Annotated in this window: 10 protein-coding genes; 6 read left to right on the forward strand and 4 right to left on the reverse strand. The window is 47.4% G+C overall.

Annotated features, from left to right (window positions below):
- The first annotated feature begins 194 nt into the window (after positions 1-194).
- From KAI37_RS04930 to KAI37_RS04955, 6 genes are all read left to right on the forward strand, one after another.
- A complete protein-coding gene (locus tag KAI37_RS04930) occupies positions 195-1931 on the forward strand; it encodes an ABC transporter ATP-binding protein (protein ID WP_220031439.1) in 1737 nt (578 codons plus the stop codon).
- On the forward strand, positions 1912-3750 hold the full coding sequence (locus tag KAI37_RS04935) for an ABC transporter ATP-binding protein (protein WP_220030834.1): 1839 nt from the start codon (positions 1912-1914) through the stop codon (positions 3748-3750). Before KAI37_RS04930 ends, KAI37_RS04935 begins: the two co-directional genes overlap by 20 nt.
- A gap of 231 nt (positions 3751-3981) precedes the next feature.
- A complete protein-coding gene (locus KAI37_RS04940) occupies positions 3982-4638 on the forward strand; it encodes a DJ-1/PfpI family protein (RefSeq protein WP_220030835.1) in 657 nt (218 codons plus the stop codon).
- A gap of 143 nt (positions 4639-4781) precedes the next feature.
- Positions 4782-5981, forward strand: a complete 1200-nt coding sequence (locus tag KAI37_RS04945) for an MFS transporter (RefSeq protein WP_220030836.1) — start codon at positions 4782-4784, stop codon at positions 5979-5981.
- On the forward strand, positions 5974-6633 hold the full coding sequence (locus KAI37_RS04950) for a TetR/AcrR family transcriptional regulator (RefSeq protein WP_220030837.1): 660 nt from the start codon (positions 5974-5976) through the stop codon (positions 6631-6633). Before KAI37_RS04945 ends, KAI37_RS04950 begins: the two co-directional genes overlap by 8 nt.
- A 148-nt stretch (positions 6634-6781) precedes the next feature.
- A complete protein-coding gene (locus KAI37_RS04955; RefSeq protein WP_071639759.1) occupies positions 6782-7693 on the forward strand; it encodes an AraC family transcriptional regulator in 912 nt (303 codons plus the stop codon).
- 108 nt (positions 7694-7801) lie between these two features.
- Here KAI37_RS04955 and KAI37_RS04960 read toward each other — a convergent pair whose 3' ends face one another.
- From KAI37_RS04960 to KAI37_RS04975, 4 genes are all read right to left on the reverse strand, one after another.
- Positions 7802-9202 (reverse strand): sugar porter family MFS transporter, encoded by a 1401-nt coding sequence (locus KAI37_RS04960; RefSeq protein WP_071639760.1) that lies wholly within the window; start codon positions 9200-9202, stop codon positions 7802-7804.
- A 227-nt stretch (positions 9203-9429) separates the two neighbouring features.
- Positions 9430-10767 carry an AraC family transcriptional regulator gene (locus KAI37_RS04965; protein WP_025722404.1) on the reverse strand — a complete coding sequence of 446 codons (1338 nt, stop codon included), beginning with the start codon at positions 10765-10767 and terminating at the stop codon, positions 9430-9432.
- Positions 10742-12187, reverse strand: a complete 1446-nt coding sequence (locus KAI37_RS04970) for a sensor histidine kinase (protein ID WP_071639762.1) — start codon at positions 12185-12187, stop codon at positions 10742-10744. Before KAI37_RS04970 ends, KAI37_RS04965 begins: the two co-directional genes overlap by 26 nt.
- Complete coding sequence (locus tag KAI37_RS04975; RefSeq protein WP_071639763.1) at positions 12184-13182, reverse strand: sugar-binding protein; 999 nt, start codon at positions 13180-13182, stop codon at positions 12184-12186. Before KAI37_RS04975 ends, KAI37_RS04970 begins: the two co-directional genes overlap by 4 nt.
- Positions 13183-13278: the final 96 nt, after the last annotated feature.

The raw sequence follows: 13278 nt of genomic DNA on the forward strand, positions 1-13278 counted from the left end.
TTGTATATCTTTTAATTTCACAACCGGAGTCTCCAATTTGCTGGTTAAACGAAGCCGTTCAGAAGGGTATAATAAAATATAGTGCTGTATAAAGTGCGTATATATGGTTTTACAGCAGACAGGTTCGAATCTTATAACCATTACACGCTGATCTGGAAGGACGGCTATGGGCAATTGGAGGAATGCTTGTGGGAATGATGTTTTCTTTTCTAAAAAAATATCGGGTTCCAGCCATCGCAGCGCTCGTGATGATGTTGCTGGAATTGACGGTAGAGCTATCACAGCCATATTTGATCTCTAAAATCATTGATGAGGGCATCCGACAGCAGGATTTGTCCGTCGTCTGGTTATGGGGCAGTGTACTGGTGGGGAGTGCCGTTATCGCTTTTATGGCGGGGATATCCAGCTCTTTTTTTGCTTCACATGCAAGTCAGGGCTTCGGCTATGATTTGCGAGAAAAGCTATACCGTAAAGTGCAATCCTTTTCGTATCCTGTGTTTAAACGTTTTGCCACTTCGTCGCTGATTACGCGCCTGACCGGGGATGTCACGCAAGTACAAGATACGGTGTTTATGAGCCTGCGTTTTATGACGCGGGTTCCGCTTGTAGTCATCGGCAGTATTGTCATGGCACTGGTTGTACATTTCAGGCTTGGGCTGCTATTGGCGGTTATGGCCCCAGTGCTGTTCGTGTTTGTGTTGGTGATGATGCGGCGAACGGTCACTTTGTTTAAAGGTGTCCAGCGACGCTTGGATGACGTTAACGGAGTAATCCAGGAGAATCTGACAGGTATCCGTCTCATCCGGGTTTTTGTGCGGATGCGGCATGAAATCGAACGTTTTGCCCATTACGGAGGCGAGTTGATGAAAGGGACGGTGTCCGCTCTACGCTGGACAGAAACGACGATGCCGTTCATTTTGTTTACGATGAATGCAGGGATTATTGCAGTACTTTGGTTCGGACGCGGCCAAATTTCCACTGGGGATGCCAGTGTAGGACAGGTGGTCGCAGTCGTCAATTATTCACTGCGGACGATTGGAGCCTTGTCTGCCTTATCGGGTATCGTTGTTGTATTTTCCCGGGCAACTGCCTCTACCGGGCGGATTCGAGAGGTATTGGAAACATCTAATGAAGATGGGCAAGAGCTGGAGCCTGTTTCAACGCATCATACACGGATTGAGGGACAGGTGGAAATGGACCGGGTGAGCTTTCATTATCCGGGCAGTGAGCTGGCTGTCCTAAAGGATATATCTTTTAAGGCGCGACCGGGCGAGCGGATAGCTATTATGGGGGCCACTGGCTCGGGCAAATCCTCACTTGTGCAGTTGATTACACGTCTGTATGAAGAAGATGAAGGTCATGTGCGCTTTGACGGAAAGGACGCTCGTGAACTGGATGCATCCATATTGCGAGAGGCGATTGGCTATGTCCCTCAGGAGGTGCTGCTATTCACCGGCTCGATTCGGGATAATATTGCTTGGGGGCTGGAGAATGCCAGCCTGGAGCAAATTCAGGAAGCCGCACGCATGGCGCAAATCCATAATATGATTGAACGCTTGCCGCAAGGCTATGACACGATGCTCGGGCAGCGTGGCGTCAATCTATCCGGTGGACAGAAACAGCGGCTTTCGATTGCCCGCGCACTGGTGCGTCAGCCGGCAGTGCTGATTTTGGACGACAGCACAAGTGCGCTGGATGTAGGGACAGAAGCAGCACTACTGAATGCACTTGATGGTCTGTCCTGTACGACATTTCTCATTACGCAGAAGATCAGCTCGACCGCATCGGCAAATCAGATTTTATTGCTGGATGAGGGTCGCCTGATGGCAAGTGGAAGCCATGAGCATCTCATGGATAGCTCGGATCTGTATCGGCGTATCTATGAATCACAATACGGAAAGGAGGAGTCGCATGTTCAAGGAACTCATTGAACCGTTCCGTCAGCCTACACCGCCGTCCGGTGTGCTGCGAAATCCGGCGGGAGCTGAAGGACGCCGCAAGGCCAAGGCGAAGAACTGGTCTGGCACGTTAGGACGGATATGGGCTTATCTGGCCCGCCGTAAGGCCAAACTGATGCTGGTACTGTTCATGGTACTGCTCAGCTCCGGGCTGGCTCTGCTGGGTCCATATCTGGTCGGCGTAGCGGTGGATGATTTTCTCGAAGGTCCAGGTGGACGCACGTGGATTTATTTTCTCATCGGATTAGGGGCTGTATATCTGCTCAACTCGCTAACCTCCTGGCTGCAAAATATCTGGATGATTGAGATTGCCCAAGAGACGGTGTACCGCATGCGTTTCGATCTGTTTTCATATTTGCATCGACTACCGATTCCTTTCTACGGCAAACGTCAGCAGGGAGAGATTATGAGCCGTCTGACCAATGATATCGAAAATGTCAGTTCTACGCTTAACAGCTCCGCCATTCAGATTTTTTCAAGCATATTGACGCTAATCGGTACACTCACGGTGATGCTGTGGTTAAGCCCGCTGATGACCCTGCTGACCTTTATCGTGGTGCCGCTAATGGCTGCCGGGATGCGCTGGATTACACGACGCACCGGGCCCTTATATAAGGAACGCCAGAAGAATTTGGGCGAACTGAACGGATACATCGAAGAAACACTGTCCGGGCAGCAGATTATTAAAGCATTTTCGCAGGAAAAGAGAGTCATCCGTGGTTTTGGCGAGCGTAATGACCGTATTCGGCTATCGGGCTTCTGGGCACAAACGATTTCAGGCTTTATACCGAAGCTGATGAACGGACTGAATAATCTCAGCTTTGCTATTGTAGCGGGGATCGGTGGGATTTTGGCCATTCGAGGTTCCATCACTATAGGTACAATTATTGTATTCGTAGAATATGCCCGCCAGTTCACCAGACCGCTGAACGATTTGGCTAACCAGTGGAACACCCTGCTGTCCGCCATTGCCGGAGCTGAGCGTGTATTTGAAATATTGGATGAAGATGAAGAGTCCAAGGATGAACGCGGTGCAGGGGAGGTAGAGCATGTGGAGGGGGCGGTGCGGTTTACGGATGTTTCCTTTGGTTATGATGAGGGAAGCGTTACGCTGGAAGGTATTTCTTTTGAAGCCAAACCTGGTGAAATGATCGCATTAGTCGGCCCGACCGGGGCAGGGAAAACGACACTGATCCAGCTTCTTTCCAGATTCTATAGTCCCGACAAGGGAACGATTACGCTGGACGGGCGCGACATTATTACCATCCGGCGTGAAAGCTTGCGTTCCCGTATGGCATTTGTGCTACAGGACTCCTTCCTGTTTCAGGGGACGATTCGTGAAAATATCCGCTTTGGCAGACTGGACGCCACCGATGAGGAGGTTGAACAAGCATCGAAACTGGCTAACGCCCATTCCTTTATCATGCGGATGAAGGACGGATACGACAAGGTACTGGAAGTGAACGGCAGCGGCATCAGTCAAGGACAAAAACAGCTGCTGGCTATTGCCCGTGCTATTTTAGCCAACCCTTCTATCCTTGTACTCGACGAGGCAACCAGCAGCATTGACACCATTACAGAGATGAAGATACAAGAAGGACTGGAGCGGCTTATGCAGGGTCGAACAAGTTTCGTCATCGCGCATCGGCTGAATACCATTCGTCAGGCTGACCGGATTCTGGTCTTGAAGGATGGCCGTCTGGAGGAGCAGGGTTCTCATGATGAACTGCTGGCTCACAAAGGCTTTTACAGTGATTTATATTATGGTCAGTTGAGGAAGCAAAGCTCTTAAGTCGGCTCTGGATAAACAGATTTGTAGGCATGATGTAGAAGCATTATGATGCTAAAAAGGACTACCCCGGGGGTGGCCCTTTTTAAGTATGCCTTTTTACAGGTACGTACTCTTAAAGAGGCGTTTGAAATGAAGATACTGCTTTCATAACAATAAATATACCCATACCCCGTATATGTATGTTAGTATGAGTGTGCAAGAATAAAATCCCACTTCAAAGGAGAGATCATCATGAAAATCGCAATCATGCTTTTCGATGGAATTACGGCATTAGATGCAATAGGTCCATACGATGTATTTGCTGCTACACTGAAATGTGAAGTGAAGTTTGTCGCTAAGAAAAAAGGGTTAATCAAGCTGGACTCAAATATGGGTTATTTGCATGCCGATTACAGTTTTTCTGAAGTTAGTTCAGCTGATATTCTTGTTGTTCCAGGTTGCAGTCCGCCAAATTATAAAACTCCAATGAATGACGAAGAAACGTTAAATTGGATTCGCCAAATACATGAAACTACAAAATGGACCACGTCGGTTTGTAACGGCTCTTTGATTTTGAGCGCCGCAGGCTTGTTAAATGGAACCGTAGCCACCAGTCATTGGGGTTCCTTAGACCTGCTCCAATCTCTTGGAGCCATTCCAACAGATGAGAGAGTGGTTAGTCAGGGCAAAATCGTTACAGCAGCCGGTGTCTCCTCTGGTATTGATATGGCACTCCAGCTATTGGCATGGGAATTGGGAGAAGATATGAGTAAAGGAGTTCAGCTGATTTTGGAATACGATCCTCAGCCTCCATTTGACACGGGTTCACCAAAGAAAGCGCCTGCTATATTGGTAGAACAAATAAGAGGTATGTTACAAGAGTTTGCAAAACAGGAGCCTAATGTGTAACTCAAGAATAATAAGATCTCTTTCCGGTATTAGCTTGGCTTAATAGGTTTGTAATTTTATTTACAAGGGTCCCTATTTCAACTAATATAGTTTACACATAGTAAAGGATTACATAGTGTAAATGGTTGAAGGGGGTTACAAACATGAGCAGCTTACCTAAGTCTGCTAAATTTCCACTTTTCATTCTGATGCTGAATTTGTTTATTGCTTTATTGGGTCAAGGTATGGTGATTCCCATTCTGCCTGAATATCTGAAACAATTTAATGCGGCAGGAGCTGCTGCGGGGTATCTTATTGCCGCTTTTGGAGCAGCACAGTTTATTTTTTCGCCCCTAGGTGGGCAGCTTTCGGATAGATGGGGTCGAAAATCCATGATCATCACCGGTCTGTTTTTAACCGTCATCTCGGATTTAATGTTTGCTGTTTCTATGACATTGCCTCTTCTATATATTGCCCGATTTATCGGGGGGATAGGTATTGGCTTAATGGTTCCTTCTAATATGGCTTACGTCGCTGATATTACCACTTCTGAAACCCGAGCTAAAGGAATGGGATACTTGGGTGCCTCCATGAATTTGGGTATGGTGCTTGGTCCGGGATTAGGCGGTATGATTGCTGAGTTTGGCATAAGGGTGCCCTATTTTTTTGCTGGTGGACTTGGACTTGTAGCTACGCTGCTTAGTTTGTATATGCCAGAGACACTGCCCAAGGAAAAACGAAAACCCGCTAGCCAATGGGTCCGCCGGGAGCCAATTCGCAACCAAATCCTAAACTCATTTCGGACATCCTATTTTCGTTATCTTCTCCTCATTCTGATCATGACATTAGGTTTGATGAATTACGAAACGGTGTATGCTCTTTTTGTGGAACGAAAATATGGTTTTGATGCCACTAAAATCTCAATGATCATTACGGTTGGTGCAATTATAGGCATCGTTGTGCAGATATGGCTACTTGATTATCTCATCAAGAGACTTGGTGAAATGAAGCTGATACGTCTTTCTTTGATCATGACAGCCATCACTTTACTGTTAATGATAATTAAGGTCAATTTAGGTTATTTACTGGCGGTTTCGGCTCTGTTTTTTGCTTTTAATGCCTTCCTAAGGCCAACCGTAAGTACAATGATCGCGAACTCAGCTGGTGATCGTCAAGGATATGCCGCTGGATTGAATACGACGTATACCAGCCTAGGCAACATATTGGGACCCATTTTAGCGGGTTTGATGTTTGACAAACACATTCATATTCCTTATATTTTTGGTGCACTTATCCTTGCATCTGCCCTTTTCTTAACCTTACAAAAATCGAAAAATGAGAAACGGATGGTTGTTAATGACTGAGAACTGGCACCAGAATTTGAAAAACAAAAATCGGGAAGAACTCATTGCGGCTGCCAAGGAACTTTTTATGAAGCAAAGCTTTCTCAAAGTTAATATTAAGGATGTATGCAACGTGGCTGGTGTAAGTCGGGTCACATTCTATAAGCACTTTCAGTCCATGAACGAACTGATCTTTGAGGTTCAGATGGAAATCCTTGAGAGCATGACCGAATTTGTTAGAAGGGCACCTTCAGCCGAAATGAGCGGTAAAGAGATGCTTACTTCGATGCTTGATGCATGGATTGATTACGCTTGGCAACATCCGGAATACATCAAGTTTATTCTTCTATTCGATCTGCATTACGAAGCTTATGATTCAAATCAAGAACTCAAAGAACAGTACAAAAATTTTGTTAGCCGGGAAAAGGAACGACATTTCCTGATGGATGCTCTGGAAGTTGGATTCCAAGATGGATCATTAAATTCCGACACGGAACCCTTAAAGACCGCTCATTTTATCTTTACGTCTATGATGGGTATACTCCAGAAAATGAGTCTGACGTCCAAGGACGATTGGAATAACGAACTTGATGATATAGAAATTGCTAACCGATTTGCGGGAATGTTGATTCAGTATTTAAGTTCAGAAAGTGATAAATCCCCAACCTTTTAGGCAGGAGTCGCCTACCGTATTCCAAAGGATTTCAGATCGTCCGATGGAGTGAAATAGAAGTACAGGACTCAGTCTGTTAAACTGTGAAAATAGAGCGGTTTCAGATACGTTGTCGTGTTATCCTTATCTATTTTGTGGAGGTGCGGGGATGAACGGAAGTCTGTTTGAGCCACGGCTACGTGACGGGGATTATATTCCCCGTTTTTTTGCTTACTATTACAAGCAATGGCATGACTACACCATGTCTTACCACGATCATCATTCTACCGAAATTATGTACATGATTTCCGGCTTTTGCAGGGTAGATGTACAAACGGGAGAGAATGTGGAAGAAAGCATCACGCTGCGTAAAGGCGAGTTTATTATGCTGGACGCAGGTGTACCGCATCGACTAGTGGTGGAAGGAGAACAACCGTGCCGGATGCTAAATGTAGAGTTTGGTTTTACGGAGGGAGTGAGGGTAGGGCCGTCTATCCGACAAATGGCAGCAGAGGAGCAGGAGGTCACGACTCTCATGTCACGTCCGTTCCCGTATCTGGTACTATCGGACCCGGAAGAGGTATATTATGCGCTGAAAAGTCTCGTGCTGGAGCTGGACCAACGAAAAGAGCAGCCGGGTGCAATGGCAGAGATGCTTTTTATGCAATTGCTAGTACGAATTGCACGTCTACGGGAAGAGGCAGAGCGCAGCAACACGCAGCAAACGGATCTGTACATCAAACGATGCATTGAATTTCTCCATCTGAACTATGACCGAGATATTGTGGTTAAGGACATGGCGGCAGCTGTGAATCTGCATCCAGGTTATTTGCACCGTATTTTTAAAAAACATACTGGGCTAACCCTCACCGCGTATTTAACGATGCTGCGAATGGACAAGGCTCGTATGCTTCTTCAGCAAACGGACATTCCCATTCAAGAAATTGCAGATTATGTAGGCGTGGCCAGCAGGCAGTATTTTCATATGTTGTTCAAAAAGCACACAGGCAAGACGCCTGTTGAATACCGCTCTGCTGTAGAGCGCAATGTGAGGAACTATGCGGAGGAGGATGGGAACTGATAATAAGAAGCCTCTGAACCATGGCCGATTTAGGTCGGTATGACTCAGAGGACGTGTGTTTTGAAGCATTATAACATGTGTTCGGGCTTCTTGAGAGCTAAAGTGGGGTCATTTTCCAAGCCACATATTTTCCATCTGTTCAAGTGATCTCCCCTTGGTTTCGGGAACCTTGCGCCATAAAAAGATTACGACGAACAACGAGATGGCTCCGAATAACCAGAAGGTGTTGGACGGACCGGCTGAACTCAGCAGAGGAGGGAATGCTTGCGATACCACATAATCGCCGGCCCACAATGCCATCGAAGCGATGGCTACCGCTTTGCCGCGAATGCGGTTCGGAAAGATCTCCGAGATCATAACCCATACGATCGGCCCAAGCGATATAGCAAAGGAGGCCACGTAGATCAATATCATGATGAGCACAAGCGGTCCGGTGGTCAAACCCAATTTGAATGCGGCTCCAATAATGACCAAACAGAGGGTCATCAACGAGGTGCCAATTATCAGCAGGACTTTTCGTCCCGCTTTGTCGATCAGCCATACGGATACGATGGTGAACAACACATTGATCAACCCGATCCAAATGGTTTGGGTCAAAGAAGCGTCCGTACCGAGTCCCATTCCCTTAAAAATAACCGGTGCGTAGTACAAAATGGCATTGATACCGGTAATATGCTGCATAATGGCGAGCATGACACCGATAAAGAGAGCGACTCGAATACCGGGAGCGAACAATTGCTTCAATGAGTCGTTCTCATTTTTGAATGATTCCTTGATATCAAGCACTTCCTGCTTCGCGGCTTCTTCACCGTGAATTTTCAGCAAAATCGGCAACGCTTCATAAGGCCGATTCTGTTTAATAAGCCATCTCGGGCTTTCGGGTATGAAGAGCATCAAGAGCATAAAGATCAGTCCCGGAACGGCTCCCACTCCGAACATCCAGCGCCAGGCCGTTGAGACACCCCAGGCTTTATCCCCCAGGCTGACGATCCACGAATTCTGAAAATAAACCAGGAAAATGCCTGTTACAATCGCCAACTGATTTAAAGCAACCAAACGGCCCCGGTATTTGGCGGGAGCGATCTCCGCGTTGTACACCGGACAAACGGTGGAAGTGATTCCTATGCCAATGCCGCCGATCATGCGAAAGATAACATACCCGGTGAACGTGTCTTGAAGCGCAGAGCAGATTGAGCCGACGACGAATAAAAATCCGGCAGCCAGTAATACCTTTTTTCTGCCGATCCTTTCACTCATGTAGCCGGAGAGAGCTGCTCCCGTGATACTCCCTACAATCAGACTCGACACCGCCCAACCAACCTGAAATTCGCTCAGCGAAAAACGCTGCTGTAGAAATTCAACGGCTCCCGAAACAACCGCGATATCAAAACCGAACAGGATACCTCCGAGTGCAGCTACGATGGATACCAACGTCACAAAAAGCATATTGGGTTTTTCTGATTGAAGCGCTTTCTGTTGAGCGCTTTCATTATTGATGATTACTGCCATATGATCATCTCCCCTCCAGATCTCTGGAACCTCATTCCATTCTTCGAGGAGAAGTATAACATGCGCTTATAAAAGAAAGGCCGGTTATCGTCTTCATTAAACGGACCTTTTCATGCACGATTTTGGCTTCGATTCCCGAATCGGAGATGGAGGGGCTGAACCTAGCATTACCTTGTCATTCGAGCTTAAAAAAATCCATGCCGATAGTCGGCATGGATGAATCTCTACTATTTTTGGCCCTTGAACTCAGTGGGGGGAACGCCCGTTATCTTCTTAAAGACGCGGCTAAAATAGTTCGGGTCCTTATAACCCACTTCAAAGCTGATTTCCTTAAGAGTAAGGTTGCCGGCCTTAATCAGAGAGATGGCTTTATCAATCCGCAGCCGGGTTACGAAGTCGATAAATGTTTCTCCGTATTCCTGTTTGAAAATTTTGCTGAAGTAGTGAGGATTCAAATGGACAAAATCAGCCACTTCTTCCAGCGAAAGATCATCGTTGAACCGTTCCTCGATATACATTTTCGCCCTACCCAGCATAGTCAGTGTTTGAACCTCTCGCTGTTCGCGTATCCGTTGCAGTGCTGACATGACGTACGTCTGCTGAAGCATTCCATTCTCCGCTTTGATGGCAAGCAAAGAAGCGTTTCCAGCCTCTGATGACTTCAGTTCGTCAAAGTGGCAGTAACCTCCATCCCGCTTGCGTAGGGTGGAGGCAAAAACGGCTTCGAAATAGGACTTGCGAAGTCCTTCCTCGCCGCTATGCAGCGATCCGATTCCAATGGCCGTCTTTATACCAAGTTGCTGCTGGGCAAGCTCGGAGAGCTGCTGAACAAGGTGATTAACCAACTGCCGCCAGTCGTTTTCGCCGGTGACAGGCGGCTTTCGTAAAAAAGTGGCTACATGATGGTCGATTAAGGAGCTTACAATGGCATTCGGGCCATGCGTTTTTACATAGCTTCGGAAATGATCGTAAATTTTCTTTTTATCCTGCTCGTCCGTATATCCGTCAAAGGCGGCAATGATGGCGCTTCCCTGATCAAGAGGAAAGTCCAGCCATTCCGATAGCTGGGAAGCGCTCGAATCCACTGTCTGGTCGACCATAAGCATTAAAGCCAGCTCATTTTCTGCGAGCGGCATCAGCTGTGAGATTTTGTGCCTAAGCTCCAATTCTTCCGTACGTGCCCGCTTCTCGCACTCAATTTCTTCAATCAGTCGTTTCAGTGTACCGATGATCAGTTCTCGCTTCGCCGGCTTCAGAATATATTCTTTTACACCCAAAGAGAGCGCCTCCCGGGCATAGGCAAAATAATCATAGGCAGTGACGAGCACGAATCGGGTATCGGGAAGCCGTTCCTTTAATTCACGAAGCGCCGCAAGCCCGTCGATTCCAGGCATATTGATATCCAGAATGGCAATATGGGGACGGTGCTCTTCCGCACATTCAATCGCCATGCGACCGTTGCCGGCATGAATAAACCGGAATATCCCCGGCATCGCCCGTTCCACTGTCAATTCCAGTCCTTCTCTCTCCAAAGCCTCGTCATCCGCGATCAACAACCGATACATCAGTCTGCTCACTCTCCTTCTTGACGGGAATTCGTATTGTTATAGTAGTACCTCGTCCGATATTGCTATTGATTTCAACCATTCCTTCCTTTCCGTAGAACAACTGCAGCCGCCTAAACACATTTTGCATTCCAAGTCCTGTTGAACTGCCGCTTTCGACTTCGCCTTCAAGACGGAGCACGGACAGTCGGGTTTCCTCCGTCATCCCCTTTCCGTTGTCCGAAATTTCAATTAGCACATCCTCGTTCGCTCGCGACAGCGTTAACGCGATCATGGCTCCGTCTTCCATATCTGCTACACCATGAAGAAAAGCGTTTTCAATAAATGGCTGGATGATCAGGGCCGGAATTTGCTGCTGAAGAACGGAAGCGTCAAAGTGAAGATTAAAGCGAATTCTGTCCCGAAAGCGTGCCTGCTGGATGGTTGCGTATTCGCGAATATGATCCAGTTCCTCCTGGAGTGTTACGGGTTTGTCCAGCTTCTGCAGGCTGTACCGTAGCAGATTGGACAGCGAAACGATCAGGTCGCTGGTTTTTTCCGCCCCTTCCAGGATCGCCAGCTTGGAGAGCACATTTAAGGTATTGAATAAAAAGTGCGGGTTAATTTGATTTTGCAGAGCCAAAAGCTCCAGCTCTTTCACAAGCCGCCGCATTTCCAGACTCTGTTTATCCTTCTCGATGAGGATACTCAAATCGGCGGACATTTGCGAAATGGCGTCCGACAGTACGCCTAGCTCGTCATCCCGTCGCGGTTGGGGCTTGATATTCAGATCACCTGTGGCGATCCGCTTCGCCAGTCCGACAAGTCTGCCGACAGGGCCAGTAATGCTGCGCGAGACCCAGATTGCAAGCAAAACCCCCATCAGCGCGTTCATGCCGAACAACGCCACTCCCCATCCGTTCATTCGCTCATTCTTGTTCCGGATGTTCTCAATGATTGGCCGGTAATAAGCCAGTTCATCATCGATGAGTTGCTGACCCTCCTCATGAATATAGCTGACGGTTTTCTCCGCTTCAATATAATGTTCAAAAGCCGATTGAGGATCTTGTGCCTTTGCATCCAGAACTGCGGCTTGTTTCTCTTTAAGAAATGTAGCCAACAGATTCACGTAGTCCTCCTCGGCGAAAGAAGGGTCGGTCGAGTCGGAGACTTCCTGAATTCTGCCTTTCAACTGCATCAATTGGTATTCTGTCGGGCCCTGCACAGCCTTATCGCCTCTTGGATTAAGCAGATAGGCATATAGGAGATTTAAATTGCTCTCCGCCGATTCGGAGGTTTGCTCAATGAGAAGAATGCGGCCAAGCATTTCATCGTAGCTCTGTTGTACGACCTTTCCGCTTTGGAATACAAAATAAGCGATGATATTGGCAAACACAACTAGAAGAGGGATGAACAGAAGCAGCTTCGTTCTGATCGTCATCGTCTGTCATCTCCGGTCATGTTGTCGGGAGTGTCCGCATGCATCTCATATATCCTGGTGTATGTTAATTCCTGGGGGGTATTCCCCTTTAGATAATCATTCAGTAATTTTATGGACTTAGCCCCCATTTCCTCTGGCTGTTGAACAATGGTCAGTTCGATTTTGTAATCTCTGATGGCTTTCAACGTCTCGGCCATATCGTCAAAAGCGAAAATCTGCAAATTCCGCGCTCTGCCTCGCTCCGAGGCTTCCAGAATGCCAAGGCCGTCCAGCGCACTGAATCCGACCATGTAGCGGATCTGCGGATACCGGGTGAGCATGTTCTGAGCTTGCTGTGCTGCCTGAAGCCGTGAAATATTCGAGGAGCGAATCTCCACAATGCGGAGCTTGGGATAGCGACCGATCACGGAACGAAATCCAGCAAGCCTGAGTCGCTGATTCTCGACGCGCTCGCTACTGATCATAACTCCAATGTCGCCACGCTCTCCAGAGGCTTTTGCTAACAGCGCGCCCATCCGTTTTCCTGCTCCTTCGTTATCTGTCCCCACGTAAGCTAGTCTACGGGAATCTGGTTCATCCGTATCGATCGTGATGACGGGGATGCCAAGTCCGGCTGCTTTGTCGATTAATCGGCGATACTCTGGATCATTTATCCCTTGAACCAGAATTGCATCCGCCTTACTGGCGATCGCTTTATCCAGCAGTTTGACCTGCTCGGACGGATTAATGCGGTCCGGACCGATATAATCGAGCCGCATACCGTACTGTTCCGCTTCCTTTCGGGCTCCTTGTTCGATTGACCGCCAGTAATAATTATCCAACTCCTGTGATATCAGTACGACTTTTGTAGCGGAAACCCCGTCTTTTGGAGAAACCGTCTTCAATAACTCTGCAAATTGGTGAATTTGAAAAGAAGACAGAGTGAACTGGAAGAGCAGCCAGGCAAATAGCAGGAAGACTGGGATAAGGATAAATGTCCATTTACGGTTTGACATGTCTTGCTCCTTTGTAAATATTTACAGACTCAACTCATTATACAGCAACAAAACAACCGCACGCAGCTATCGGCAGCATAAGCGCGGTTATTGAGG

It is taken from the genome of Paenibacillus sp. S25, assembly GCF_019454085.1.
In the GTDB taxonomy this organism is placed as follows: Bacteria; Bacillota; Bacilli; order Paenibacillales; family Paenibacillaceae; genus Paenibacillus; species Paenibacillus polymyxa_B.